Origin of the sequence: Methanofollis liminatans DSM 4140 (assembly GCF_000275865.1) — an archaeon.
Lineage (GTDB): Archaea > Halobacteriota > Methanomicrobia > Methanomicrobiales > Methanofollaceae > Methanofollis > Methanofollis liminatans.
Genome location: NZ_CM001555.1, coordinates 1800727 through 1826655, shown reverse-complemented (window position 1 = coordinate 1826655; position 25929 = coordinate 1800727). Strand labels below are relative to the sequence as shown.

The window sequence follows — 25929 nt, the reverse complement described above, 5'->3', positions numbered from 1 at the left end:
AAGAAAAAAGGTTAGTTGGCGTGGTGATGAGTCACCACGAACTTTACGTAGTCGGTTGCAAGAGTCGATGCATCATCTCCATTTGATGCACTCTTCTGCTTCACAAGCACCGTGACGTTGCCGTCGTTGATGTAGTCGCTGATGCTTGAGGTCTTCTCTCCTGAGAGTGTGACCTCGCTGCTGCTGGTACTGCTCTGCAGGAGTTCATAGTTACTGCCATTCCAGATGTAGAGGTCGGCGCCGTCGGTGTCACCGGCATTTGTACCGGTCCCGACCCAGGTGACGGCAATTTTCTCGATGTTGCCCGCACTCTCGGCGACATTGAAGACGAAACGCTGGGCGGCGTACTCCCCCTCGTTCTCGCTATCGGTCTGATACGAGACGCTGTCATCGGCGGCGATGTTTGCGGTGCTGCTGAACGCGGTGCTTGGCACGGTGCTGGTGCCTGGCACTCCGTCCACATCGCCCTCGTACGCGTACTCGACGGTGTCGCCGGTGGTGTTGAAGTCGTAGCGGTGCGGGGGGTAGATCTTCAGGTACTGGACGTACTTTGACGAGAGGCCCTTTGCCGAAGGCCAGGTCAGGCTGTAGTTGTGACGGTACCAGGGATCGAACGACGCCTCCATATCGCGGAGTGTCAGGTTGAGCGAATCGTCGACGCCGTAGGAGGAGGGCGGGGTGTAGAAGAAGAGCCTCATGCCGTAGGTGTAATCGGGGACGAAACCGTAATCCGAGTCCCACCAGGCGACGATCATGTCGCCCTGACTGCTGTCCGGTGCGTAGACGTTGTCGTAGCCGAAGTAGAGGGAGAACCCGTCGCTTGACTGGACCTTGAGTTCGTCACCGTCGCTCATGCCACCGACTTCATCGGTGATGTTGCTGACCCGCGAGCCGTTGTGACCATAGAAGTTGATCATGTTCTGGCCGCCGTCGCCCCAGGGGTCGTTCGAATCGAAGGTCGGACCCTGCATATAGACCGGGCCGTTGCTGTAGACCGACGAGAGCGTCCGCAGCTGTGAGAGATTGAAGGTCTCGGCGTCGACGCTCTGCGAGTAGTTGTTGTCCGCGTATTTCGTCACAGTTATGCTTGTCGTCACTGCCGCGACCGGTAAAACCAGTGCGACGCTCAGTATCAGGGCCGCGATGAGTATGGTCCTGTACGAAGATGACATCTTCCTGAACAGCATTTTTTAATTCTCCGTTTATTAATTGAGCATTAAATGTCCAACAATATAATCGATGGGTTTAATAAATGAGTTATATTAAATTTATATGGTTAATTCTCTCCAAATCCCGCAATAATCCTCCCCAGTCCACATACGGGCAAAAAATGCCTGTATTTTATCAAAATCAAATGGATTCATATAAATATTATATTAATTTCTCGCTGATCCTTCGTTCAAACATCCCCCGTTCCCCGGCGCCGCCGCATAAACCGGGATGAATCCTGAATAACTCGATACACGGGAAAAAAAGAGGGCGTGGGTACAGGGGTGCGGGGCCCCCCTCCCCCGCGCGCAAACCCGATCACGGCTGCTGCTTTTTGTTCCGCCAGGAATATACCGCCCCGACGGCGACGATCAGCACGGCGATACCGGCCAGTCCCGCCCAAGGAAATGCGCCCGTGCCCGCATCACCGGCCGGTGCGGCGGTCGCTCCGGCCTGGCCAGTGGTCTGCGGTGTCGCCACCGTCTGTGAAGGCATCGTTACCTCCTTCTCCGGGGAGAACAGGGCGAAGACCGAGAAGTGCGAGACCCGCGCCGTCACCGTCCGCGTCGCCGCGTCCACCTCCACCGGCAGGTCGACCCATGCCCCTGTCTCCTCGTCATACCATTTGATGGAGAGATCCGCCGCCGAGAGCTGCGACCACTCCTCCTCGCTGAGCGTGAACGAGAGGGTGACCGCGGGATCGAACGTCGCCCCAGCAGGCCCGCACGTCACGGCGCGGCCTGCAAATGCATAGGTCGTGCCCTCAGGCACCGGCGGCACGCCGCTCCCGCTCAACGCCGTCACCGTCACCTCCTGGAGGGGCGCCCCGTCGGCACCGGTGGCGACCACGCCCGGCGCTATCTTCACCGTGCAGGTGCGGTCCTGCGTTGTCACGGCCAGCGCCGCCGTCACCGCACCCGTCGAGGTCGTCTGGAGCACTCCGGTCCCCACCGCCGACGACGCCGCGGCTGCCGACACCGGCGTGCCGCTCTGCACCGGGGTGGACGGACCGCCTGAATCACCGCCGGAAGAAGGACCCCCGGTGCCGCCCGTCGAAACACTCAGGTCGAGACGCCGGGCGTCTCCAGCAACAAACGTCGCCGTCTGTCCGGCCGCAGTCCCGGCCACGGTGAAGCGGATCGTCTTGCCCGCGTCGCCGTCCTTACCCTGGACCACCAATTTCTCCCCGAGCTCCGCATAGGTACCGTATTTCCCGGCCTCCGTCATCGTGATCTCGCCGCACACCTCCCCGTCGATCAGGGCGGTGATCGTTGTCCCTGCCGCTGCCGGTTGTCCGTTGATCGTCACGTCGCCCCAGAAATCACAGGGGAGGATGGGCACCGCCCATGCCCCCGTCACCAGGGCACAGAGAAGAATGAGTGTCAATACAGTCGTTCCTGTTCGTTTCATCTATTTCACCCACTGATCGCGCAGAGATGCCCTGCAGACCGCATAAAGAGCCAGTAACCGTTCATCGGCTCCAGGTTGCGCTCATCCCTGTGGTCCCCGTCGGCCCCGTTGATGATTGATACCTCGTAGCGCTGTGCGGCGGCGTCGAATCCAATGGCGCAGCTCCAGTCGTCCTCCACCGAGAGGAAGGTGTTTCTGGCCGACGTCGGGACAGGATCGGTAAACCCAACGGCGTTCCATCCCGTACCAAGGGTCCGCTCCGGGGGAACGCTCACTGGATCGGTGTCGAAGGCGAGCGGCACGCTGGAAGAAATCTCCGCATACACCCAGTAGGCCTCAAGGGGTTCGATCGGATCACCCGCACTGAGCGCATCCCACCCGGTTGCCGGATCGTACCGGAAGATCGAGTGGCCGCCCATATCGACGCCGGAGAAGATCGACGCCGTATCCGATCCCGGTGCAAGCATTCGCGGCACTGAGATGAAATTCCAGCCCTTCGAAAGCGGGATCACGTCGCCCTCTCCCACGTAGTTCTCGAACCGCTCCATCAAGGGATGGTGGTCATACGCGGGGGAGAACTCCGGCGAATGGACCCGCAACGAATATATCGTGTCCCCGATCCCGTCGCCGTCCGCGTCCTCGCCCGTATACCCGCGGCCGCTCACGTTCTCCCAGTAGTTCCCGACATACCCCGAATATGTCCGGTTCCCGTACACATAGGAGACCGGTTCAGTCGAGTTCCAGGTGTTCGGCCCGGCATCGACAGTCGCGAGGAGCACGCTGCTTAAGAAATCGTTCATATAAATGGTGTTGTTCACCGCACTCCATTCGACCACAAGACAGTGGGCTCCCTGCGGGTTGAAGCAGTCGAGGACGTTATACGCGACGAGGTTGTCGCACGATGTCCTGAGATTGATCGCCCCTCCGCCTTCCGCACCGAGGAGGGTGTTCCAGGTAAACCGGTTCCCATTCGAATTTTCGGCCCAGATTCCATAATCGGCGTTATAACTCAGGTTGCATCCGGTCACCAGCGTATCGCCCGACCCCTCATAGAGATCGACGCCGCGGTAACAGTTGTTGCAGGCGCTGTTCAGGATCTCGTTGCCCGGCGATGCGTGCAGGGAGATCCCGTGGCTGTTATTCGTGCAGATCAGGTCCGAGAAGGTGCCTCCCGTCGCATTGAGCACCGCCAGGCCGGCGCCCCCCGTCTCGGCATCCCGCAGGGTAAACCCGCTGACAACAACGCCGTCGGCCGTCACGGAGATCACGTGATCGTCCTTCGACCCGGTTCTCGCCACGCGGATGACCGTCTTCTCCGGTCCGTTCTCCGACCTGACCTTAATGCCCTTTTCGATAGCCACGTTCTCCCGGTAGGTCCCGTCCCGCACGACGACGGTATCTCCCGCGCGGGCGGCGTCCACTGCCGCCTGGATGGTGGTGAAGTCCGCGCCGCCGCCGCCGTCGACGACGTACATCCGCGGCTCGTGCGGCCCGGCCGCATCGACGGTGATCGGGCTCTCGCCGGTGCAGGTGTCGCTCCCCCACTCGTTCGAGACGGTCAGGCTCACGGTATAGGTGCCTTCATCCTGGTACGTGTGTGCCGGGTGCTGCTCATCGGATATCGCGCCGTCGCCAAAGTTCCACTCCCACGTTGTCGGTGCGTTCGTTGAGGTATCGGTGAACTGCACCGTCAACGGGGCCTCACCGCCGAGCGGGTCGACTGTGAACCCGGCTACCGGGGCGTCGGCCGTTTCGTTGCTGTAGATCGTAACGGTTTTGACGTACTTGACCGAGACCCCGCTTGCCGAAGGGTAGATCCCGGAATAATAATACCAGTAGTCTTCAGCCCACGACTCGTGCATGTCATAGTTGCCCCAGACATGCATACCGTCGGTGTTGGTCGTCTCGGCAAGGAAATACAGGCGCATCCCATCGGAAAAACTCTGGTTCACGTATCCCGTGTCCTTCCCGTGATACCAGGCGAGGCAGAACGGCCCCTGCCTGGGGTTGGGGTTTATGATATAGTCCGCGGGCCACGTCTTCGTCAACCCGTCTGATGACGTGAATTTCACCCTGTCGGTTGGTTCGGCACCGCCGACAAGGTCGATCAGATCCGAAACATTGGTGCCCATGAACTCCCCGTGGTCCTTGTAGACCAGGTTCACGTCCTCGGTCGGGTTCCAGGGATCATAGGTCTCGCCGGGGTGGACCTCGTTCCACGCATCCTCGAAGATCGGCCCCTGGTTATAATAGATCGTTTCTCCATCGCCGACCACCGGCAGGTTCTCCATCATCCACTGCCAGTCGACCGTCGTCTGGTTGAGCACCGTCGATCCATCGGCTGCGAGTTTTATGACGGTCACTTCCTGTGTGGTCATTCCTGCTGATGCCGGCGCGATCAGGAGACCGCAGAAGAAGAGAAGAACCAATACGGCAATGCCGGTTTTACTCCATATTCTCGATCCGGTACCCTTTAGATACTCATAAAATATTGTTTTTCTTCGATTCATGGGGATCACTATTCTCTAGTGACCAACCGCCTTGGTAGGGGGGCAGTACATGGTCTATCCTGATCTTGGCATGATGGATGAAATAATTTGGCTTTACATATTAAATTAATTAATTAAATTACTTTAATAATGTGGGCTCTTGAGAGCCCTTTTGTTTTCGGCGATATTTTTGGGAGGCGATAATCCATGCATTCTTCGTGTGATAAGCAATGCGCATTGCGGAGGATACTCGAAGGAGAGGATATTTATGCCGGACAGAACGGGCTGCAGGCCGGGATCTCCTGTGCGGGCATACAGGTCTATGCCGACCCTCTCATCGAACGCGCCCTCTTCAATCTGGCAAACAACGCCGTTGTCCACAGCGTGACAGCGACGGAGTTCCGGATCTCGTGCGCACCCGAGGGGGAGAACCTGGTCATCGTCGTGGAAGACAACGGCGTCGGCATTCCCGACGGTGAGAAGGAAAGGATATTCGAGCGCGGCGTTGGAAAGCACACCGGCCTCGGGCTCTTTATGGTCAGGGAAATCCTGGGGATCACCGGCATGACAATCCAGGAGACCGGGACGGCAGGATCAGGTGCACGCTTTGCGATCACGGTGCCTCACGGCGGTTTCAGGACCACGCCCGCCGGCAGGTCGCCGTCACCCTGAAAAACAGCAGAGGTCGCGGCTGATCCGCAGCACCAGAAGGTCCTCGCCCTCCACCCGCTCCTTTGCAGCGAGGAGAACGATATACCCGAGACCGGCGAAGAGTTTTCGCACCTCCTCAGGGCCGGTGAGGGATGAGACAAGCAGGAGGATCCGGCCGAAAGGGGCGAGCACCCGCCCGACGTCGGCGGCGAAACGCTCGATCGTCTCCCGGCCCGTCGGCCCGCCGTCCAGCGCGTATTCGAGCCAGTCGTCGAGGCGCTCCTCCGGCGCCGTCGGCAGGTACGGGGGGTTGAAGAGGACAAGGTCGAAGGGGCCGCGGACCCCGGCCATCAGGTCGGTCCGCACCGTCTCGACGCCGAGGGCGCGCGCGGCCCGCACCGCATGGGGGTTGATATCGGTCGCCGCGACCGATCCTGCCCTGCCGAGAAGGGCCGCCGAGACTGCACCGCTCCCACACCCGACCTCGAGCACCCGGTCGTCCGGCCTGACCTCGGCGAGCGCTGCGTCCCTGATGAGGAAGGTGTCCTCCGCCGGTGCATAGACCTGGTCGTCCGGGGAAGGGGTGGGGATCTGCATGATCGTATCATGGGTCGCCGCCGGTTTTCAGTCCTGCGGTCGTCGCCGCAACCCGTATCTGCAGGCAGATCTGAGGTACCTGCACGATGAACGAGCAGGTACCCCCTGATGCAACGACTCCCTCTCCCCCGCTGCTGGACTTCGCCAATATCACCGTGATGAGGGGCGACAAAAAAGTCCTCGACTCCCTCTCCCTCACCGTCGGTGCCGGCGAGCACCTCGCCCTCCTCGGGCCGAACGGTGCGGGGAAGTCGTCCCTGATCAAGACGATCACCCGCGAGCACTACCCGCTGGCGCACGCCGATCGCAGGTTTTTGATCATGGGAAAGGAGGTCTGGGAGGTGGGCGCCCTGCGCTCAATGCTCGGCATCGTCTCGAACGAACTGCAGTTCACCTTCACCCGGGAGATCACCGGGCGCGAGGCAGTCCTCTCCGGTTTCTTCTCCAGCGTCGGGCTCTTCAGGCACGAGGTCACTGCGACGATGGAGGAGAAGACCGACGAGATCCTCAGGTTCCTGGAGATCGAGCACCTCGCAGATCGTTCCATGAGGGAGATGTCCAGCGGCGAGGGCAGGCGCTTCCTGATCGGGCGGGCGCTCGTCCACGACCCCGCTGCACTCATCCTGGACGAGCCCACGAACAGCATGGACCTCCACGCCCTTCACCACTTCCGCTCGACACTCCAGAAGATTGCCCGCTCGGGCACCGGCGTGATCATGGTCACCCACAATCTCCACGACATCATCCCGGAGATCTCGCGGGTGGTCTTGGTGAAGGAGGGGCGGATCTGCGCCGACGGCCCGAAGGAGGAGATCCTGACCGACACAATCATCGGCGGCCTCTTCGATGTCCCGGTGCATATCAGGGAGGAGGGAGGGTGGTATTATGCGAGCGGGTATTAGGGGCCGCTCCCGGCTGTCCCGGCGTGCGGGCGTAGAAGTGCCGGACGATCTTTTCCGCGCCGGTCAGAATTTCCCTGACATTTTTCTCCATGCAGCGACAGCCACGAGAACAACGCCGAATATCAGTGCTGAACAGATTGCCATCTCCAGGTACAGGGCGACTGAGTTCATGATCAGAAAGCCTGCATCGGATGAGGTCATAGAAGTGAGCAGGTGGAAGATCGGCGAACCACCGTCAGAGGCCATTGCAAGCCCGTTTATGAAGCGTATGGATCCCGCGAAGATGGAGCCGACGAAGAGAATCGTGTATCGATGCCGTTCGGGGAAATACCTCTCGACGGTCATGAACGGCGTCAGGGCACCCATCGCCATAACGCCGAGATCGACCGATAAGGATAAGTGGCCGACAACCGGCGCCAGAACAGAGAGGAATAGGCCAATTGCAATCGGAAGGACTCTGCCCGCCGCCGGTCGGATCTTTGTTGCCGCATAGTAGGTCAGGAGGGCAAGACCTCCGATGCAGATGACTGGCAGGAGAATGAACCAGGCCGCCATGGCGATGGGATAAGCTATCATGACAATCTTCGTTCTCCGGGATCGCCATTGAAAGGTCTCCCCCTGTTTGCTGCCAGGTTTTCAATCTGCATGGATACCTGTCGCCCTGTAGTGACGCCTTTTAGATTCGGAACACTTATTCGTGCCGGTTGTCGAGTCCCTCCTCCATGTTGTGATATGGACGCCGTTCCCTTCCATCCCCGGGTTCGACCCTTGATATGAATCGATACGATCGTCGAAGGCTCCGAAAGTAATTCGATCCTGGATCTAAAGGGGAACTGCTGTCAGGGCTTTGTAAATATCATCACTTTTCCAGATACAAGCGTGATTCATTTGTCTTCCTCTATCTTCGCGCCGGGGGCGATTGCCCTGGATCCAGCGCGTGCGATTGCTCGTGGATATGCGAGGACGGGGGTGGAGTATCTGTGGATAGGAAAATGATGAGTGGGCGTGCTGGAGCGGTTTGGTTGTCCCCGCCCCAATCAGATGTGCGGGGGGATCGGGGGGCAGCAGGCCCCCCGGCAGGGGCCTGCTCGATCTTCAGGAGCCCTCACGTTCTCGATGCGAAGAGACGATCGAACGAATAGCGAAGTCCGCCTCTGCCCGGGGGTTGCACCCCCGGACCCCCCGCATGCGATTGCTGTGGATATGCGGGGACGGGCAGGACGGAACGGTTCTCGATGGAATATGATGGGTGGGCGTGCCGGCGTGGTTGCCCGCCCCTGCCCCAATCGCATGTGCAGGGGGGGTCTGGGGGCAGCAGGCCCCCGGGAGGGAGTTGCGTGATCTTCTGGAACCCTCACGTTCTCGATATGAAGAGAAAATACAACGAATGGCGAGGTACAATCTCCCCCCGGAGGCTCTGCTCCCGGAAACGGCCGGGCGAGTGGCTTCGTCCAGACCATCTCGTAGCCCGGTTCCACGATAAAGGGAAGATCTATCATACCTTCACCAGGGCACCTTCAAGCGATCTCGATTGTTGTTGTAGAGGGGTTTTCATACCAGCCGCTGTCAGGGAAAATTGAGATCCTGAACGCAGGCGACATGCCTGAAACAGAGCCCTGCGGTGCCGGATCCACGGCAGGATATCAGGCTGACGCCGTACACAGGTTTGCGATCAGCGCAAACACCATCAGGGAGAGCTCCTCCGGCCGCATCGAGAGAATCTCCTCGGGGAGCCCGGCGATCGCTCGCTCCACGTTCTCAGCCCCGAGAGCGCCCCGCCCCCCGCGCAGACCGTTTCGCACCGTCTTTCGCCGGTGGGAGAAGAGTTCCCTGACCACCGCCGCATACACCTCGCGGTCCGCAATATAGTGGGGAGGTTCGTGCGGGGTGAGGCGGACCACCGTCGAGGCGACCTGCGGCGGCGGTGAAAATGCGCCGGGCGGGAGGTTGAAGCAGAGTTTCACCTCTGCATAGGTCTGGACCATCACCGAGAGCCGCCCGCATTCCGGTGTTCCCACCGGTGCCGCCATCCGTTCGGCAAACTCGCGCTGGTACATCAATACGGCGCGCTCGAACCCGGCGTCGAGGAGCCTGAATGTGATCGGTGAAGACGCAGAATAGGGAAGATTTGCGACGACGATATCGAAGGCGGGGTAAGGAACCCTCACCGCATCGCCGTGGATGAGCGTGAACGTTCCGGCCCTGATCTCGCCGGCGAACCGCTCTTCAAGCCCTTCGACAAGGGAGGGATCGAGTTCGATCGCCGTGACCTTCGCACCCGCCTGGAGGAGAGCTGCGGTCAGCACCCCTTCTCCGGGCCCGATCTCGAGGACGTTTCGCCCTGAAACCTCCGAAAGAGCAACGATCCGCTCGATCGCCCGGCGGTCTCTGAGGAAGTGCTGGTCGTGTCGTGCCTTCATCGTGCCGTGAACAGACGATACTTGATCTCGGGGTCCTGAAGCTCTTCGAGCACCCGCCCGACGATCAGCTTCACCGGACTCGGCAGAGACTTGATGCGCAGGGCGATGTCCTCGAAACTCTCGAACGACTTTTTCTCCCGTTCTTCCAGCAGCTCCCACATCAGTTTCTTCCCGATGCCCGGGAGGAGGTGGAAGGTGTGGAGTTTCGAGGTGATCGGGACGGCTTTATTGAAGAACTCCACGTACCTGGCTTCGTTCTCCTTCACGATCGCCTCGATCGCAAAGGGGAGTTCGACCCGCCCGGTGTTCGTCAGTTCGCCGTATCCGATCCGCCTTTTCACCCGTTCGATCTGCTTGCGTTCTTCATCGCCGATGTAGACCGTATCATAGATCCGGATGTCGGCACCCTTCTTCGGGATCAGTTCAAGGAGTTTGAACTGATCTTTCCCGACTGCCTGAACGATAGGTTCGCGCTTGAAGACCGGCTTCGGGTCATCTGCACGTCCCTGGAGGAGCACATCCACAACTACTGCGTAGATCTCCTTTTTCTCCGTCTTCATCGCAACCCCTCAGAGGTGGGTAATCACCATCTCGAGAATCACATCGAGTTCCTCGCCGGTGAGCGTGTAACGCTCCTTGGCGTAGATCGCCCTGAGTTCGTCCCTCGACTGGGGCATGATATTGGCGATCCTGAACGCGATGTCAGGTTTCATCTTTTCCAGTGCGAGGAGCTCGTTTACAAGGGCGCGGGCCTTCTCGGCAGTGGTCTTGGAGAGGTGATTGGCATGCTCAATGCTCTGGCGGAGTTCATAGGACATTTCCTGCCCGGCCTCATGGCGCTGTGCTTCGACCTGCGCGAGCTGCTCTCTCATTTCCGGGAGAGTAATTCGCTCATCGCTGATTAATCCTTTTACCTTCATGCCAATCACGCGGTGGACATTATACTTTCTGAGGTTTTAGATGTTGCGTTCTGGATATGACGAGTTTTGTGGCATTTCCGTCCGGGATCTCGACAAGCCAGGCGCGGCCGCGCTGCCCGACAACGGTGCCGGTCTTCCCGTGGAACCGCCTGTGCGGCATACCCTTCTGGATGCTCGGCTCGCAGACAATGTGAACCTTCTGTCCCATCTCAAAGTTCCTGATCGCGGCGGTAACCGGCAGGATGCCGCGGCGTCTGAGATCTTTCTTGAACTTATAGCGTGTTTTCTTCCGTGGACCGTTATGATGAGCCATCTCATTCACCACTCCCTGGTTCCTCCACCAGCACTACATCGAGGCTGGTGACATGAGCGTCTTTACCCAGGATTTCTGCAAGACTCGGTTTTGTTCGCCCGTTGTCGCCCGAGACCAGTTCCTTGATATAGAGGCCGGCTTCGCCGACGACATCAATGACGAACTTCCCGTCCTGCATCCCGGGTGACTGTATATCGATCACCCTGCGTTCTCTGATCCGGTCGGCTCTGCGGTGTGCGACCCTCTGCGGTGTGCGCTGATGGATCACCACGCCGTTCAGCGAGGCGAGAGCGGATTTGAGTTCGTCCAGAGAGATCGTACCGTCGACCTCAACGAGAATCCTGTATTTTTTATGCGCTTTGTTCGATTTAAGGGTTTCCACCTCGGCGTGCGAACTCCACCCGGTGATTTTCACCCCTACCCTGCCATCGGCACTGGCGTTGATCGCCTCTTCCAGTCTGGCAAGGTCGATATCCCGCCGCAGGGGATGCATCATCTCCATGACAAAGGGGCGGCCGGTTCCGAGCATCCGTGCATCGATGTCCTCCCGGCCAGAACCATGGAGAACGGCGTTTTTTGCATCGAAGATCTCGATCGCCGGCCCCCCGATCAGCTCCTCGACCGAGTCGGCGTACATCTTGCCGGTGTAATTGCAGCGTTCGCACCCCTTTCCATGGCAGACCCGGCAGTCCCAGTGCGTCTGGGGAATGCCCCGCTCGTACTTCATATAGCGCCCCTTGAAATACACCGGATTGATCTCGATCTCCACCCGGTCTTCGGCAAGGTTGATTACAGCGACGACGTCGGGGCGCTTGAAGTCCACCACCTTCCCGGTCAGGGCCGAGACCGCCTTGCCGGTCTCGCGGTTCATCTCGGATTTGATCGGTTCGGGATCGGTCAGGGAGAGATCGCTCCACACCATCTCCTCGCTCTCGGCGATGAGAGGCGGCACCCGTGTCCCCACCAGAAAGGTGGCGTGTTCTGTCCCTTCCAGCGCCTCCACGACCCGCCTGGCCCAGAGATCGATCCCGTCGAAGAGACGGTTGCAGACCCAGCATTCATCGGGCTCGCCGGTATAGGGTTCATTGTTCGCAAGGGCATGGGCTATCCTGAGGGCACGGCCCCGCTCGGCATTGGTCAGTCCGAACGAGCGCTTTCCAAAGAAGCGTCCGAGGCAATGGTCGCATATCGGGCCATAGTCCAGAATCGCCCCGATCGTTTCAATCAGATCCATCCGCTCTCTCTCCTGTCAAGTTCATTGTGCAGGACTACAATTGCCATGTCGGCGTGCAGGATGCAGGGGCCGAGGGAGCAGGCAGGCAGGTCCTGCATCAGCCCGCGCTCCTCCTCTGAAAAGTTCTGGTGGTCTGAGAGGACGAAGGTCTCCGGGACGGTCTCAACGCCCCTGATGTCTTCCCCTCCTTCATCCAGAACAGCACACCCGCATTCGGCGAGCACCTCTGCAAGTCCCCCCTTCCGCACCGAGACGCCCGGGCTCGATTCCCTGAAGACGGTGCCGCAGGGGAGGGCGAGCGCCTTTTTGATCAGCCCGGCAACATTTCTCTCGTCCGGGCCGAGGCTGCGCACGCTCTCGCCTGAAAAACGTATGGTCTTCGGGGCCTTCGGTCCGCCGAGGAGGACGAGCAGACACTCGGCGTCCCGGCGAATCCCGTGCGAGAGACAGAGAGATGCGGCGACGCACCGGCAGAGCTCGTCCATCCTGCCGGCGCCCGGGAGATTGTTCAGGGAAAAATCAGGATCGGTGCTCCCCAGGTGGCCGACCACGACAAAACGTTTCATCTACTGAGTCTTCCCGAACCGCTTCATCATCCGCTGCATGGAGAATTTGCTTCCCCGCATGCCCTTCAGCGCCCGCTGCATGACCCGGTAATACTTCAGGAGCTCGCGCACGTCCTCGGGGGAGACGCCGGCGCCCCGCGAGATGCGGTGCACCCGTGATCCCGAGATGATCTGCGGGTCGTCGAGCTCGGCGCTTGTCATCGAGTCCATGACCACCTTGTAACGCTCCATTTTGGTGGAGGTGACGTCGTAGGCGTCGTCGGGGATCTGCATGCCGCCGAGCGGGAGCATGGACATCACCTGCTTGAGCGGCCCCATCTTGTTCACCGTTTCAAGTTGTTTGTACATGTCCCTGAGGGTGAACTTCCCCCGCAGCATGGCGTTGACGTCCATCTCTTCATCGGCCATCACCTCTTCGGCCCGCTCGGCCAGGGCCTTGAGGTCGCCCATACCGAGGAGACGGGAGATGAAGCCGTCGGGATCGAAGCGTTCGAGGTCGTCGATCGTCTCACCGGCACCGATGAACACGATCCCGCTCTTCGTCTCGGATACTGCGGAAAGAGCGCCGCCGCCTTTTGCCGTGCCGTCCATCTTGGTGATCAGCACGCCGTCGATCTCGATCGCTTCGTTGAACCTGCGGGCCTGTTCGGCCGCCTGCTGCCCGAGAGCGGCGTCGATGACAAGCCAGCGGTGCTCGGGCTTTGCAATCTCGTTGATGTCGATGATCTCCTGGATCAGATCGTCTTCAAGGGCGTGGCGCCCCTGCGTGTCGATGATGACAACCTCGGTCTCGGCAAACCGTTTGATCCCTTCGCGCACGATCAAAAGGGCATCTTTTTCTGCGGGATCGCCGAAGATGGGGACGTTGACTTTTGCACAGAGCGTCGAAAGCTGCTTATACGCCCCGGGCCTGAAGGTGTCGGCACAGATCACGCCGACTTTCAGCCCCTTCCGCTGGAAGTATCGGGCAAGCTTCGCCGTCGTCGTCGTCTTGCCGCTCCCCTGCAGCCCGGCCATCAGGATCGTCTGCTGCGAGAGGTCCACCTTTCCCGCGCCGCCCATCAGGGCGACAAGTTCCTGGTAGACGATCCGCAGGACGTGCTCCCGCAGGTTCATCCCTTTTGGTGGTTCCTCCTCGAGGGCCCGCCTCTTGATGGACTGGGAGAGTTGCATGACGAGTTTGACGTTCACGTCGGCCTGCAAAAGAGCGCGCTGCAGGCTCCGCACGAGTTCCTCCACCGCCGCGCGGTCGACGACCGTCTTGCCTGCAATCTTCTTGAGCGCGTCCTTGAGCGATGAACTGAGCGAATCGAGCATGTCTTATCCCTCCGCGCCGACGAGTTCATCGACGACTCTTTCAGGGCAAAACGGCACGATGTCGTCATAGCCCTGCCCGGTGCCCAGGAAGAGGATCGGTTTGCCGATCGTCTGGGCGATGGATATGGCGGCTCCGCCCCTCGGGTCCATGTCCGCTTTCGTCAGCATGACGGCGTCGGTCCCGACGAGGTCGTTGAAATCTTTCGCACGCACGACGGCGTCGTTGCCGGCCACCGCCTCATCGACATAGACGACGAGGTCTGGCTTCATTACCCGCCTGATCTTGTCGAGCTGGCTCATCAGATTTTTCCTGTTGTGGAACCGCCCGGCGGTGTCTGCGAGCACCACGTCGATTTCGTGGGCTTTTGCATACTCCACCGTGTCGTAGAGGACCGCCGCGGGATCGGACCCCTCCTGGTGCTGGATCACCTTCACGCCCAGCCTTGTGGCATGTTCTGCGATCTGATCGATCGCACCGGCCCTGAAGGTGTCCCCTGCGCCGAGCACCACGGAAAAACCATTTTTCTTAAAATAATGCGCCATTTTGGCGATGGACGTCGTCTTTCCGGTGCCGTTCACCCCGGTGATCAGGATCTTCACCGGGCGCTCGTGGGAGCGGACGTAGTCGATCGGGTCGAAGCCTTCGCCGAGAACCCGGAGCAGCGCGCCCCTGAGGGCGGCGGTGACGACGGTATCGACCGAGGTGCCGATCTTCCGGTGACTCCCGACGAGATCCTCTTTCATGTAGCCGATGATGGCGTCCGAGACGTCAAGGGCGACATCGTTTTCCAGAAGCGCCATCTCGAGTTCCTCAAGAGGTTCTACGATGTCTTTTTCTGAGATGATCAGCTCGCGCTCGATGATAAGGCTTCTCACCTTCGCGACGAATCCTTCGGCCTTCTTCTCAGGCTTCGGAACGGTTGCGGAGGAGAGGGTGTCCGGTACGACGGCGGGCCTGCCGGCCTCAGGCTGCGGCACCGGTGAAGGCGCCTCGACCACCACATCAGGGCCTGCCGCCTCCTCGATCGAGCGCCCGAACTTCTTCTGAATATTCTGCAGTTTGCTCTTGAGGCCCTCGAACATGAGGATTACCTGCCCGGAACCTGCTGCTGCCCGCGGTAGGCCGCATCGAGCCGGGCGGCGATATCGTTCATCTGGGCCCGGATGTTCTCGATCATCTCAGAGATTTTCTTTTCCGAGGCCTCAAGTTCCCGTGCCCGGTCTTCGAGGTACGAGACGGCGCCGGCATTGTCCCGCCCGACGGTGACATCTGCCCCGATGGCGACAAGAACGTGTTCGGGATCCGGGATCGTGGCCCGGACGCTGACCCCGCCGCCGAGGGGGAGGAGGACCGTCCCGTCCTGTGCAGAACCGAGAGCCTGGAGCGTTTCGATCGCTGCTATCGACTCGACCCTCTGCTGCTCCAGCATCTCCAGCTGCCGGGCGAAGATCTCTGCCTGCTGTCCGTATTCGTTCAAATAATACTGGAGCGACTGCAGCTCCCTCGGGTCGGCCTCACTCATGGACTTTACTCACCTACTACGGTAACGCCCTTGATTGTGATATAATTTCTCTTAAGGCGGTGTTTGCTGCCGATGTCGGTGTAGACGTGCTCTCTTGCAATCCTCTCATTCTGGGCCTCGACGACCTTCGTGAAGGGCTGCCACACGCCGCCGATCTGGCAGGCGCCCGTTACTTCATACTGCTGATTCTCCATTCCACTCACTCCAGAAAACCGAATACTTCTTCAATCCGCCCGAGTTCAAAACCGGTGGTCCTGATCCCGGCGATATATCCTTTGCTGTTTGCGAGCACGCCGGTACCGACGAGCCCGCTGCCCATGTTCACGGTCCCGGCCCCGATCTGGAGGTCGTCCGTGCACCCGGCAAGGCGCTCGATTTCAGTGTCGCTGCTCCGCGCGTGAATGAACACGCCGCGGTCCGTCGCCACCGCCGCCATGCCGACGGTCTTGATCCCGCCGAAGGTGAGGCGCCTGACCGGCACCCCGAGAAATGTCCCGATCTCCTCTGCCACATCGATCGGCATCTCAGGGTGCACCCCTGCAAAGGTATTGTTTGCGAGGATCACGTTCCCGGCTGCATTCATCGAGGTCCCGAGGGTCATTACCTCGCCGTACTCCGCGAGCACGGCGCGTTCATCCTCCGTAACAAGGCCGCTCACCACCATACCGTTCGAGTTGCCGGCAAGGAGCGAGCCGATGATCGATGAACCCTGGATCGTCGTCTTCACCACCTCGACATCCAGTGCTTCGGCGATGGCTGTAGTGAATTCTTCGGACGCGGTAGGGGGGACGACGGCAAACTCTTCAAAGGCGCGGGCAAAAACGCCGATGTGCGGGTCTGCGGCAAAGTCGATCGTTCTTTTCATCTCATTCCTCTGCGAGTTCGGCCTGGACCTGCCCGTCCTCGAACTTCATGGCGCGGATCCTGATCTGCGCCGGGGGCTTCTGACTGCCGCGCTCCCAGACCTTCTCGTTGATGCTGCTGTCGAGTTTGATGTTCTCGCTCTTCATGTGACGGACCAGATATGCTCTGATGTCCTTGACCGCAACGTTGCAGCGCTTCCACCGGGGAGCGCGCTTTGTGTTGCGGAGGGGGACGTTATAGATCTGCTCTTTGAGTACCTCTACCATTGCTCTACACCTTCAGCGTGCTTCTTCTCCACATGCGCCTCTTCGGGTGGGATACCACCTGGCGCTTCGTCCGAATCATTACCCATCCAGGCACGCGGCGGTTCTGCATGCATGCCTTTGCCAGCCGGATCTTCCGGCCCTTTGTCAGCTTGCTCATGATTATCACCGTGGGTTCTTCTCAGGTGCCGGTTGCACCTGTGACCAGGGATTGCTCGTGGTGCATCGGAAAGAGGTCTGCGCACTTCTTCCCGGCGCGCTCGACGGCGGCCCTGATCTCATACTCATAATCACCGTTTTCGATGGTACCGGTCTCGCCGTAGGCGACGAGGAGGTGCCGCTTTGCCAGCCGTTCCACCTCGGTTTTTCCGTATCCCAGGAGGGGCCGGACATATGAACAGCCATAGCGGTCGGCAAGGCTCAGCACGTCGCTCCTGGTCAGCATCGGGACGCGGTCGTTGAACCGTGTTCCGTCGCCGACCACGCGATACTCCTGCGCCAGCAGGCGCACTGCCTGACGGTGGACCATGGTGATGGCGTCGTTCGGGTAGCCCGAGGCGATCACCATCTGGACCGCCTCCTCGAGGAGGTCAGGGCCGAACGACCGTTTCTGCCAGGGGAGCCCCAACACCTCAGCTGCCGCCCTGACCGAAGGAACCTCCCGCGCGGGGTCGAATACAAAGGTATTGAGTTCGACCTCATAGTCGCGGGCGAGCATCACCGCTGCAAGTGCGCTGTCCTTTCCTCCGCTGAACAGAAGACCGGCCTTCATCTATTTCCGTGTTATGCGAAACTCTTTTTTCTGCGGGGCGATCTGCAGGAGTAGAGCCTTCAACTGCTCGTCTGTGATCTTCTGCCGGATCCTGCCGCTGTGGGCGAGCTGCACAAGCTGCTGCTCGATTGCCCGGGCAAATTCCGGCTTTGTGAGTTTGATCGTATTCAGTCGCTCCCGCGCCTCGGGTTCCAGGATCTGCATGAGCGCAAGCTGCAACTCTGACTCAGCACGTTTTCTCTGCTGCTCCATATCGTCCTGCATCGCCTGTTGTTCGGCCGCCTGCCGCTGGAGCTGCTCCATTCTCTTCCGTCTGATATCAGAAAGTTCGTCGTCACCCATCAGTATCCCTCACATGCATCAGTACTGCGCGAGCGCAGGGGTGGCCTTTGTCGCTGCCTCTCTGAGGCTGTGCGCCACGCCGTCGATGAAAGACTGCCCCTTTGCAGAGACCTGTCTGCCGCCCTTGACCTTTTCGACAAAGCCTTCGGCTTCGAGCTGCTGGAGCGCCTTTCTCAGGATTGAGCCGCTCCCCTTCCTGAACTGATTCGGGTTCGAGCCGCGGTCGCGGTTTCCGCCGTATGCAGTCCTCAGTCTCTCCACGCCAACCGGGCCGTCGATATAGATGCGGCGGAGGATGGACGCGGCCCTGACATACCACCAGTCGGGATCTTCAGGGGGCATCTCCTTGTGGATCCCGGTCTTGGCAAAAGCCGCCCATTCTGGAGGCCGGATGGCAGGGAGCTCCTTTAATTCGCGGGCTACCTGCGGGATCAGCATCTCTGCCGGGATGTCATATACAGTTGTCATTGGTTAACCTCACGGTAACGATCGATTGTTACCAGTCTGTATCTATTTGACATGGCAGTTTTTATATATTTCGAGCAACGAATCCTGCCGTTTTTCCGGCAATCTGGCCGGAAATCCAATAGCAAAAGAAAGGGAGGGATCAGGCCTTCCGGCCGCCGCTGCTTCGTTCGGCAAGCACCATCGTCCGTCCGCGCACGCCCACAAGGTCGGCGCCGGCACGGCGTGCGATCTCTTCGGGATCGATCTCGGCGGTGCGAAGCCATTTGATCTTCACGTATTTGCGCACCTTCAACTGGGCCCTGATTTCATCGATCAGCGTCTCTGAATAGCCCCGTTTCCCGATCCAGATAGTCGGTTTGATCTCCTGGAATAACTCATTCTTTTCGATGTTTTTTCACCACCGGATATCGTTTTTGATGACCGCAGACCAGGCAGGTGACGATCACCTTCCCGTGCTGCACCCTCACCCTGGCGCTGGCGCCCGGCACGAGATATGCCGAGCAGCGCCGGCAAAACCGGAACCGCAGATCCGCGGGGATGCGGACGCGCTGGCGCATTCCGATACGGCGGGCAAGCGCCACATATCGCTTTGAACGGGCCGGATCCGTCCCGGAAACCTCCTCTGCGAGGGCGAAAAGGCACTCGATCCGTTCTTTTGCGATCCTGTTCGTGTCGGGCGTGCGTGAACTCCCCCGTCGCGTCGTCTTTGTCATGTCAGTCCCTTGGCGGAAGGATCCGTACGCGCCGCCCTTCGACAGAAAGCCGCCCTTCGCAGAAGAGGGCGGCGGCCGCCGGCAGGGCCTGGTGTTCTTCGGCAAGGATACGTTCTGCAAGGCTATCCTCGTCGTCGTCCTCGAGCACCGGGACGCAGACCTGAAGGATGATCGGGCCGCTGTCCATGCCGCCGTCAACGAGGTGGACGGTGCACCCGGCCACCTTCACGCCGTACTCGATCGCCTGTCGCTGGGCATGAAGGCCGGCAAAGGCCGGGAGAAGGGCCGGGTGGATGTTGATCATCTTTCCGGCAAAGGTGTCGGTGATTGCCTGTCCGATGATCCGCATGTAGCCTGCGAGCACAAACAGGTCGGCGCGGCAGTCCTTCATCGCCGCAAGCAGGTCGGCCTCGTATGCCCCCTTGGTGGCGTACGATCGGTAGTCCAGGGCCGTCACCGGCACCCCCGCACCTTTTGCCCGCGTGATTGCATAGGCCCCGGGGTTGTCGGTGATCAGGCGGACGCACTCGGCCCTGAGCGTACCGGCCGAAATGGCATCGATAATTGCCTGAAAGTTCGATCCCCTGCCCGATGCCAGCACTGCGATGCGCTTCATGTTCACACGTCGGTCCGGCACAGTATTAACGGTTCTCTCATCTTCAGTCCTGGGCCTGCGGCAGGATCAGTTTCACCTTGATGATCCTCCTGCCTCGCATCTGCACGACGGCAAGGGTAATGCCGCCATCGAGTTTGACGACCTCCCCCCTGAGCGGGATGTGACCGAGCATGGTGAAGAGCAGGCCCCCGACAGTCTCGTAGGACTCACCGATAGGGAGCGCGGTCCCGAGTTCTTCATTGAGGTGCTCGACCCAGACCTGTGCATCGACCATGTACACTCCCTCGCCAAGTTTCTGGATGGTGGGCTCCTCCTCGTCGAACTCGTCCAGGATCTCGCCGACCAGTTCCTCCAGGATATCCTCGACGGTGACCACACCGGCAAACCCGCCGTACTCGTCGAGGACGATGACCATATGCACCTTGCGCACCTGCATCTCCTTGAGGAGTTCGTCGATCATCTTGGACTCGGGGATGAAATAGGCGTCATGCATCATCTCCCTGATCGTGGCATCCCTCTTCGAGAACTCCGCAGCGAAGACATCTTTTATGTTGAGGACGCCGACGATGTTGTCGATCTGGTCGTGATAGACCGGGATGCGGGAGAGGCCGGTCTCGTTGAAGAGGGTGATTGAATTTTCCAGTGAACTGGTGTCCTCGATCAGCACCACATCCACGCGGGGTGTCATGATCTCCCGTGCAGTGGTGTCGCCGAACTTGAAGACCGAATAGAGCATCTGCCGCTCTTCTTCCTCGATCGTTCCCTCTTCTTCGCCGACATCGATCCACTCCTTGATCTCCTCCTCGGTGATAGAGGGCTCGGCAACGCCGGTCCTGAGGGAGAAGCGCTCGCCGAGGCGGTCGTAGACCCAGAGGATCGGCATGAGCGCCCGTGCCAGTATGAGAATCACCGGGGCGGTGAAGAGGGCGAGGCGGTCGGTGTAGCGCGAGGCATAGGTCTTGGGCCCGATCTCGCCGAAGACCAGCATCAGGATCACGACCAGGCCGGTGGCGATCCCGACCCCCGCGTCGCCGAACCGTTCGATGGCGATTGCGGTGGCGATCGACGCCGCCGCGACATTGACGACGTTGTTGCCGATGAGAATGGTGATCAGGATATGTTCTGGATATTCTTTCAGTTTCGCCAGCGCTTCGGCTCCTTTTCTTCCCTCGTTGACAAGAGTCCTGACCTTGGCCTTGGTGATCGATATGAGGGCCACTTCAGAACTGGAGAAAAAACCTGAGAGGATCAGACAGACGACGAACAGGCCAATAAGAAAGATCTCGTCTGGTGTCATCGCCGCCACGCCGGGCTCCGGCTTGTATTCCAACTATCGTTCATAAATGTTTGTTAATTGGCGTTTGTGTTGAGAGGTATTAAATCCAGCGTTCAGGAAAGGCAGCCTTCGAGGAAGGTACGCTCCCCCTGGAGCAGGGTGATCTTCTCCTCCAGGGAGAGAGGGTGCGTGAAATTCCTGTCCTCGATTTCGAGGGTGAGGCAGCCGTCGTAGCCTGCACGGGTAAGAGCGCGGACGACAGCGGCGGCCTCCTGGCTTCCCCTGACCTGGAGGTGCATTTTTCCGTTTTCAACCGCGCTCAGGTGGACGTTTACAATGCGGTCGATGCAGAGATCGATGTACCGGCATACCTCTCCTGCGGAGACGCTCATGGCATGGGCGACGTCGAGGGTGAAATCGAGCCAGGGGTTGGCGTCGAGCACCTCTCGCACTCCTTCGGGCGTGCAGAGGAGGGAGTTCACCTTCGGTTCCATGTTCTCGATCGCCACCCGCACCCGCCTTCCTTTTGCGGCCTCATGGAGCCTGGCAAGGTAGGCCTCGAAGCGTTCATAGTCGTAGGCGCTCGGGGTTCTTTTTGCCGTCCTCCGGCCCGGGTGCACAGTCAATACCTCTGCGCCTGCTTCTTCGGCGAGGGCGACGGCCTCGACGGCGTACTGCTGAGAAGCGGCGGCCACCCGTGGGTTGATGGAGCAGGGGTTGAGATCGAGGACCGGCGCATGGACGGTGATCGGGGCGAGGGAGGGGTGGGCGTGGACGGCGGCGGTGAGGTCGCCTGTCGGGAGGTCGCGGAGCCAGAAATGGGGTGTCTCTATCCAGAACTCGATGCCGGTGAGGCCTGCTTCGTCGACTGATGCAAATATTTCGTCGATGGGATATTCATGAAAGAACATGCTCGATACGGCGAGACGGACCATGGTATCAGGTTGATATAGGACGCCGACGCACGATAAATTCAATGGGTCTGTTCCCGGGCCTGCCGGTCGACGGGCAGGCGGCGGTCCTCACGGTCGCCGAGGTGACCGGGATCATCAGGGGTGCGCTCGACATTCCGGCTCTTGTGGGCTGCTGGGTGCGCGGGGAGGTCACCGGCTGCAAACGGAGCGCAGCCGGCCATTTTTTCTTTTCCCTCTCCGAAACCAGGGGCGGGAAGAGTGCGGTCATCCCGGCGGTGATGTTCAGGGGGAACGCTGCCGCACTCCCGTTCGACCCTGCCGACGGCATGGATGTGCTGGCGTTCGGGACGGTGGACTTCTTTGAGGCGCAGGGGAAGTGCCAGCTCTACGTCGAGGACCTGCGCCGCGCCGGCGAGGGCGAGAAGCACCTCCTCGTCGAGCGCTGGAAGAAGGAACTCGCCGCCGAGGGGTTCTTCGATCCCGGCAGAAAAAAGAGCGTGCCCGCCTTCCCGCGGCGGATTGCCGTGGTCACCTCGGCGACGGGCGCCGTGTTGCACGACATCACCAATATCCTCTCCCGCCGCTACCCGGTGGAGGTCATCCTCTCGCCGACGGCGGTGCAGGGCGATCTCGCCCATATCGAGATCGCGGCGGCGATCGGGCGCGCCGACGGGAGGGCCGACGTGATGATCGTCGGACGCGGCGGGGGGAGTTTCGAGGACCTCTTCCCGTTCAACCGGCCGGAAGTGGTGCGGGCGATCGCAGCCTGCACGACGCCGGTGATCAGCGCCGTCGGCCACGAGGTGGACACCACCCTTGCCGACCTCGCCGCCGACCTGCGGGCGCCGACACCCTCTGCCGCGGCTGAACTCGCCGTCCCCGACCGCGTCGACCTTCTTGCGGGGCTGGGGCGAGACAGGATGCGGCTTTCCGATGGCATGTTCAGGCAGACCGAGCGTCGACGGGATGAACTCGAAAATCTCCGTCTGCGCCTGAGGCCTGATCGATACCGGCGGCGGATTGCCGAGCAGCGGCAGGGTCTTTCCGACCTTGAGGAGCGGATCGTGAGGGGATGTATGCAGGGTGTCGAGCGCCGCGGCCTTGCCCTCTCTGAGATGAAGGCAAGGCTCAGGGCAGACGATCCCTTTGCCCCGCTGCAGCGCGGCTACGCTCTCGCCACAAAGGGCGGGGCGGTGGTCAGGTCGGTGCGCGGCCTCCTGCCCGGCGACCAGATCGCCCTGCGGCTTGCCGACGGCGGGTGCACGGTTGTTGTGGAGGATGTGTATGATGCAGAAGACCTATGAGGAACTGATAACCGAATTAAAAGAGATCCTGCGGACGATCGAGGACAACGACACCGGACTTGAGGAGAGCATCGCCCTCTTCAAGAGGGGCGAAGCCCTGATCCGGGAATGCGAACGCCTCCTCGCTGAGGCCGAGCTGACGATCGCCACCCTCACTCAGGAATAGAGGCCTCGATCTCGACGACAAGCTCGGCCCCTCCGGCGAGGAGCTCGATCAGGCGGCGGTCGATGGTCCGCGCCACGGTGTCCGATCCGACGGCGACCGTTCTCCCGCATACGAAGGCGCTCCGCCGCCAGACCAGGTCGGTGGGGTGGTCGAGGGTGAGACCGGCGCTGCCCCGGGATATGACGACCGTTTCGACCCCGTCTACGCTCAGGCGCGTGGTGACGATCGCACGATCGTCGGCGAGCAGGGCTTTCAGGTCGGGATCGAGGTCGGCAGCCCCCCGGTCCGCGCAGACCCCGATGATGCAGTCGCCGGCAGGAGAGAGCGAGGGCTCCGTCGTCACCTCAAAGGTGGTGGGGTGGAGGGCTCTCACATTTGGATGACCAGAACAGTGGATGACATCCCGTGCCTTCATCTTAAATATCTATGTACGCTATTCTATACAATGTACATCACCACCATCTGCCCGCAGTGCGGCGAAGAGAGCGATCATGAGGTGCTCAAGGAGAGCGGGGACCTCCTGGTCCGCTGCACCGCGTGCGGGGCAGTCCATCATATCCCGATACCGAAGGAAAATCTCCTTACCGTCAAGGCGATCGTGAGCCGCGAAGCCTCGTCTGAGGTCTGCACCGTTGAACTCCTCGAGGAGGACGTCGTCTCGGTGGGCGACTATATGGTGGCAGACTGCGGCGACGAAGGGCTGTCGGTCGAGGTGACCTCGATCGAGTCCGGGGACAAAAGGGTTGAGAGGGCCTCCGCACCCGAGATCTCGGCCCTCTGGACACGGGTGATCGAGGAGGTCGTCGTCCGCGCCTCGGTCCATAAGGGCTGGAAGACCTATCCGCTGTACAAGCTCTGCGACGGTGAGGAACCCTTCGCCGTGGACGGCGTGTACACCTTCGGCAACGTCCGTTTCAGGATTTCCCATATCAAGATGCGGGAGGGGCAGGTGCTCAGGAAGGAAGGGTGGAAGACCGTGGCAAAAAAAATCAAGCGGATCTACGGAGCCCGCTTATAGATACTTTTTTATCGCATTCTCCAGTGTTTCCCGGTGCATGACCCCCTCGAAGCGCTCTCTGACCGCACCGTCGACGATGACGAGGATGGTCGGCGTCACCTTCAGGCCGTAGGCGGCGATATCGTCGGGGTGTTCGAGGGCGTCTTTTTCCTCGATGGTAACCCCGAGTTCATTTTCCACCTGCCGGTTGATGGGCTCCTGCTCCATGCACCCCATGCAGCCTTCCTGGTAATAGCAGAGGATCCGTACTGGCATGGGTAAAAAGAAGGAGGGGCGGTATAAATACCCACCGGGTTTACGCCTGCGCGATGCTCAGGACCTTCACTTCGGCTGTTGAATACCCGAAGTTGACCAAAAGCGTGTCGTTCGTCTTTCCGGTAATCGTGCCGACGCGGACATAGGAGATCTCGTTCTCCGGGTCGGTGAAGATCGTCGGATCGTCGGTGATCGTCATGGCGATGGTAAAGCGGTCGCCGACCTGCGACTCTGTGAAGTTGATGCCCATCTGGTCGGCGCCGGTGGCGCTCATCTGCTGGGGGAGATCTGAGAGGGTGAGCGGGATCGTCTTCGACTCCTGTTCATGCATCCCGAGGATGCCGTTCGTGAGGTCGGTCACGTCAGACTCGAGGAGGGCGAAATCTGCGGTTGTGCCGTCCGGCAGGTAGATGGGTACGGCCGTTACGCGGGAGGAGGCGTTTGCCCCGCCGACGAGACTCATCTGTGAGGTCAGAAAGCTCACGTCGCCGCTGTTGTAGGTGTCGACAAGGATGGTCTGGCTTGTGGTGAGCACCGCAACACCGGCGGCGTCCCTGATCGTGTAGTCGATGATGGCGGAATCTCCTGGCTTTACGCTCTTGAATATGCCCATCGCCGGGGCGAGATACGAGCCCACCATGGCGATGGCAAAGAGGACGCCGAAGACCAGCATGGCAAGCTGGGTCCTCGTCCTCTTTCCCGAACTCTTTGTTTCGGGGGTGCGTTTCTGAGGCTTTGCAACCATTATGTACTCAATGGCATCCTGAACCCATAAGGACTCTGGTTCGACATATCCGAAATTTTTATATTGTGGATATGTTTACTCTCTGTTAGTGTCCGGTTCCGGGCACCGGGAGATGAGACTGAAATGGTACGGAGAGGTGGATTTCATTCGTTCTGGAGCGATTTCGACGAGATGATGAACGAGATGCGGGCCGAGATGGAAGGCCGGTTCCAGTCCATGCTGACCGATACCGGGGCAGGCAAGTACCTTCCTGCGCTCCGCACCGAGGGGCCGAGGGTGGACGTCTGTGCCCATGAAGACGAGGTGGTCGTGGTCGCTGACCTGCCGGGCGCCGAGAAAGAAGACATTTCTCTGCGGCTTGTCACACCGCGGATGCTTGAGATCTCCGCCGTGCAGAAAGGAGAGAAGGAAGACTCTGAAGAGGGCTATTATGTCCGAGAGCGGGTGTACGGCCGGATGAAGCGGATGATCGCCCTGCCGGTGGACGTGAAAGAGGAAGAGGCCCATGCCAGCTTCAAGAACGGTGTTTTAGAAGTCCGCTTGAAGAAGGCTGAGGCTCAGAAGGGATCGGTCATCTCTATCGAGTGAGGGTACTCCTCTTTTTTCTTCAGGGCTGCCCGCCCCCTCGCTATTTCTCCGGCCGGGCGGGCGTTGCTTTTCTC

General features: G+C 60.2%; 35 protein-coding genes. 6 read left to right on the top strand and 29 right to left on the bottom strand.

All coding sequences use genetic code 11. From position 1 onward, the window contains the following. Positions 1–11: 11 nt before the first annotated feature. The 3 genes from METLI_RS09045 to METLI_RS12475 all read right to left on the bottom strand — a co-directional run bounded on the left by METLI_RS09045 (position 12) and on the right by METLI_RS12475 (position 4997). Positions 12–1172, bottom strand: a complete 1161-nt coding sequence (locus METLI_RS09045) for a hypothetical protein (protein WP_157203253.1) — start codon at positions 1170–1172, stop codon at positions 12–14. A 355-nt stretch (positions 1173–1527) separates the two neighbouring features. Next, complete coding sequence (locus METLI_RS12480; protein WP_157203252.1) at positions 1528–2619, bottom strand: hypothetical protein; 1092 nt, start codon at positions 2617–2619, stop codon at positions 1528–1530. Between the two features lie 5 nt (positions 2620–2624). Further along, positions 2625–4997, bottom strand: coding sequence for a NosD domain-containing protein (locus tag METLI_RS12475; RefSeq protein ID WP_004039670.1), 2373 nt, complete (start codon positions 4995–4997; stop codon positions 2625–2627). Between the two features lie 348 nt (positions 4998–5345). Here METLI_RS12475 and METLI_RS09030 point away from each other — a divergent pair, with 348 nt between their 5' ends. Beyond that, positions 5346–5780 carry a sensor histidine kinase gene (locus METLI_RS09030; RefSeq protein ID WP_052311186.1) on the top strand — a complete coding sequence of 145 codons (435 nt, stop codon included), beginning with the start codon at positions 5346–5348 and terminating at the stop codon, positions 5778–5780. On the opposite strand, the gene METLI_RS09025 is transcribed toward METLI_RS09030, so the two are convergent. Then, positions 5772–6356, bottom strand: a complete 585-nt coding sequence (locus METLI_RS09025; protein ID WP_004039666.1) for a HemK2/MTQ2 family protein methyltransferase — start codon at positions 6354–6356, stop codon at positions 5772–5774. The two genes, METLI_RS09030 and METLI_RS09025, sit on opposite strands and share 9 nt — an antisense overlap. Positions 6357–6442: 86 nt before the next feature. On the opposite strand from METLI_RS09025, the gene METLI_RS09020 reads away from it, so the two are divergent. After that, a complete protein-coding gene (locus tag METLI_RS09020) occupies positions 6443–7258 on the top strand; it encodes an ABC transporter ATP-binding protein (RefSeq protein ID WP_004039663.1) in 816 nt (271 codons plus the stop codon). 63 nt (positions 7259–7321) lie between these two features. Here METLI_RS09020 and METLI_RS09015 read toward each other — a convergent pair whose 3' ends face one another. From METLI_RS09015 to METLI_RS08915, 22 genes are all read right to left on the bottom strand, one after another. Further along, positions 7322–7834: a hypothetical protein gene (locus tag METLI_RS09015; RefSeq protein WP_004039661.1), complete on the bottom strand. Its 513-nt coding sequence runs from the start codon at positions 7832–7834 to the stop codon at positions 7322–7324. A 1067-nt stretch (positions 7835–8901) separates the two neighbouring features. Beyond that, positions 8902–9678 carry a 16S rRNA (adenine(1518)-N(6)/adenine(1519)-N(6))-dimethyltransferase RsmA gene (gene rsmA, locus METLI_RS09010; protein WP_004039660.1) on the bottom strand — a complete coding sequence of 259 codons (777 nt, stop codon included), beginning with the start codon at positions 9676–9678 and terminating at the stop codon, positions 8902–8904. Next, positions 9675–10238: a DUF655 domain-containing protein gene (locus METLI_RS09005; RefSeq protein WP_004039659.1), complete on the bottom strand. Its 564-nt coding sequence runs from the start codon at positions 10236–10238 to the stop codon at positions 9675–9677. The genes rsmA and METLI_RS09005 overlap by 4 nt, the downstream gene beginning before the upstream one ends. Before the next feature lie 9 nt (positions 10239–10247). Then, entirely contained in the window at positions 10248–10598 is a 351-nt protein-coding gene (locus METLI_RS09000) for an RNA polymerase Rpb4 family protein (RefSeq protein ID WP_004039658.1), read from the bottom strand. Between the two features lie 19 nt (positions 10599–10617). Further along, positions 10618–10911 (bottom strand): 50S ribosomal protein L21e, encoded by a 294-nt coding sequence (locus METLI_RS08995; RefSeq protein ID WP_004039657.1) that lies wholly within the window; start codon positions 10909–10911, stop codon positions 10618–10620. A 1-nt stretch (position 10912) separates the two neighbouring features. Then, positions 10913–12145, bottom strand: coding sequence for a tRNA pseudouridine(54/55) synthase Pus10 (locus METLI_RS08990; protein WP_004039655.1), 1233 nt, complete (start codon positions 12143–12145; stop codon positions 10913–10915). Beyond that, positions 12136–12711 (bottom strand): tRNA (pseudouridine(54)-N(1))-methyltransferase TrmY, encoded by a 576-nt coding sequence (gene trmY, locus METLI_RS08985; protein ID WP_004039654.1) that lies wholly within the window; start codon positions 12709–12711, stop codon positions 12136–12138. Before trmY ends, METLI_RS08990 begins: the two co-directional genes overlap by 10 nt. Then, the gene (locus METLI_RS08980; RefSeq protein ID WP_004039642.1) at positions 12712–14028 is read right to left on the bottom strand and encodes a signal recognition particle protein Srp54; all 1317 of its coding nucleotides are present in this window, start codon (positions 14026–14028) and stop codon (positions 12712–12714) included. It abuts the gene before it with no gap. Between the two features lie 3 nt (positions 14029–14031). After that, on the bottom strand, positions 14032–15111 hold the full coding sequence (ftsY, locus tag METLI_RS08975) for a signal recognition particle-docking protein FtsY (protein WP_004039641.1): 1080 nt from the start codon (positions 15109–15111) through the stop codon (positions 14032–14034). Between the two features lie 5 nt (positions 15112–15116). Then, the gene (gene pfdA, locus METLI_RS08970; RefSeq protein ID WP_004039640.1) at positions 15117–15551 is read right to left on the bottom strand and encodes a prefoldin subunit alpha; all 435 of its coding nucleotides are present in this window, start codon (positions 15549–15551) and stop codon (positions 15117–15119) included. A gap of 5 nt (positions 15552–15556) precedes the next feature. Continuing rightward, the gene (rpl18a, locus tag METLI_RS08965; RefSeq protein WP_004039638.1) at positions 15557–15745 is read right to left on the bottom strand and encodes a 50S ribosomal protein L18Ae; all 189 of its coding nucleotides are present in this window, start codon (positions 15743–15745) and stop codon (positions 15557–15559) included. A 5-nt stretch (positions 15746–15750) separates the two neighbouring features. Continuing rightward, positions 15751–16416 carry a translation initiation factor IF-6 gene (locus tag METLI_RS08960; RefSeq protein ID WP_004039634.1) on the bottom strand — a complete coding sequence of 222 codons (666 nt, stop codon included), beginning with the start codon at positions 16414–16416 and terminating at the stop codon, positions 15751–15753. Between the two features lies 1 nt (position 16417). Then, complete coding sequence (locus METLI_RS08955; protein WP_004039632.1) at positions 16418–16681, bottom strand: 50S ribosomal protein L31e; 264 nt, start codon at positions 16679–16681, stop codon at positions 16418–16420. A 4-nt stretch (positions 16682–16685) separates the two neighbouring features. Next, positions 16686–16838 (bottom strand): 50S ribosomal protein L39e, encoded by a 153-nt coding sequence (locus tag METLI_RS12810; RefSeq protein ID WP_004039624.1) that lies wholly within the window; start codon positions 16836–16838, stop codon positions 16686–16688. 21 nt (positions 16839–16859) lie between these two features. Continuing rightward, complete coding sequence (locus METLI_RS08950; protein ID WP_004039622.1) at positions 16860–17450, bottom strand: alpha hydrolase; 591 nt, start codon at positions 17448–17450, stop codon at positions 16860–16862. Beyond that, complete coding sequence (locus METLI_RS08945; protein ID WP_004039620.1) at positions 17451–17792, bottom strand: DNA-binding protein; 342 nt, start codon at positions 17790–17792, stop codon at positions 17451–17453. An 18-nt stretch (positions 17793–17810) separates the two neighbouring features. Further along, positions 17811–18260: a 30S ribosomal protein S19e gene (locus METLI_RS08940; RefSeq protein ID WP_004039618.1), complete on the bottom strand. Its 450-nt coding sequence runs from the start codon at positions 18258–18260 to the stop codon at positions 17811–17813. Between the two features lie 139 nt (positions 18261–18399). Then, entirely contained in the window at positions 18400–18621 is a 222-nt protein-coding gene (locus tag METLI_RS08935) for a YhbY family RNA-binding protein (RefSeq protein ID WP_342632917.1), read from the bottom strand. Positions 18622–18634: 13 nt separating this feature from the next. Then, positions 18635–18973, bottom strand: coding sequence for a ribonuclease P protein component 4 (locus METLI_RS08930; RefSeq protein WP_004039613.1), 339 nt, complete (start codon positions 18971–18973; stop codon positions 18635–18637). Position 18974: 1 nt separating this feature from the next. Further along, positions 18975–19589 (bottom strand): phosphoribosylglycinamide formyltransferase, encoded by a 615-nt coding sequence (purN, locus tag METLI_RS08925; RefSeq protein WP_004039611.1) that lies wholly within the window; start codon positions 19587–19589, stop codon positions 18975–18977. A gap of 43 nt (positions 19590–19632) precedes the next feature. Then, positions 19633–20886, bottom strand: coding sequence for a hemolysin family protein (locus tag METLI_RS08920; protein WP_004039608.1), 1254 nt, complete (start codon positions 20884–20886; stop codon positions 19633–19635). 92 nt (positions 20887–20978) lie between these two features. Further along, positions 20979–21800, bottom strand: coding sequence for a sugar phosphate isomerase/epimerase family protein (locus tag METLI_RS08915; protein ID WP_004039607.1), 822 nt, complete (start codon positions 21798–21800; stop codon positions 20979–20981). 41 nt (positions 21801–21841) lie between these two features. On the opposite strand from METLI_RS08915, the gene xseA reads away from it, so the two are divergent. Together xseA and xseB are read left to right on the top strand one after the other, a co-directional pair. Continuing rightward, positions 21842–23083, top strand: coding sequence for an exodeoxyribonuclease VII large subunit (gene xseA / locus METLI_RS08910; protein WP_004039606.1), 1242 nt, complete (start codon positions 21842–21844; stop codon positions 23081–23083). Next, a complete protein-coding gene (gene xseB / locus METLI_RS08905) occupies positions 23064–23249 on the top strand; it encodes an exodeoxyribonuclease VII small subunit (protein WP_004039596.1) in 186 nt (61 codons plus the stop codon). The genes xseA and xseB overlap by 20 nt, the downstream gene beginning before the upstream one ends. Here the strand turns inward: xseB and METLI_RS08900 are convergent. After that, a complete protein-coding gene (locus METLI_RS08900; RefSeq protein ID WP_004039595.1) occupies positions 23236–23664 on the bottom strand; it encodes a DUF371 domain-containing protein in 429 nt (142 codons plus the stop codon). The genes xseB and METLI_RS08900 overlap by 14 nt on opposite strands. A gap of 30 nt (positions 23665–23694) precedes the next feature. On the opposite strand from METLI_RS08900, the gene METLI_RS08895 reads away from it, so the two are divergent. Continuing rightward, the gene (locus METLI_RS08895) at positions 23695–24267 is read left to right on the top strand and encodes an HVO_0476 family zinc finger protein (protein ID WP_004039594.1); all 573 of its coding nucleotides are present in this window, start codon (positions 23695–23697) and stop codon (positions 24265–24267) included. On the opposite strand, the gene METLI_RS08890 is transcribed toward METLI_RS08895, so the two are convergent. Beyond that, positions 24262–24522, bottom strand: coding sequence for a thioredoxin family protein (locus METLI_RS08890; protein ID WP_004039593.1), 261 nt, complete (start codon positions 24520–24522; stop codon positions 24262–24264). The two genes, METLI_RS08895 and METLI_RS08890, sit on opposite strands and share 6 nt — an antisense overlap. A 40-nt stretch (positions 24523–24562) precedes the next feature. Beyond that, positions 24563–25267 carry a hypothetical protein gene (locus tag METLI_RS08885; RefSeq protein WP_004039592.1) on the bottom strand — a complete coding sequence of 235 codons (705 nt, stop codon included), beginning with the start codon at positions 25265–25267 and terminating at the stop codon, positions 24563–24565. Between the two features lie 123 nt (positions 25268–25390). On the opposite strand from METLI_RS08885, the gene METLI_RS08880 reads away from it, so the two are divergent. Then, positions 25391–25855, top strand: coding sequence for an Hsp20/alpha crystallin family protein (locus tag METLI_RS08880; RefSeq protein ID WP_004039591.1), 465 nt, complete (start codon positions 25391–25393; stop codon positions 25853–25855). Positions 25856–25929 lie beyond the last annotated feature (74 nt).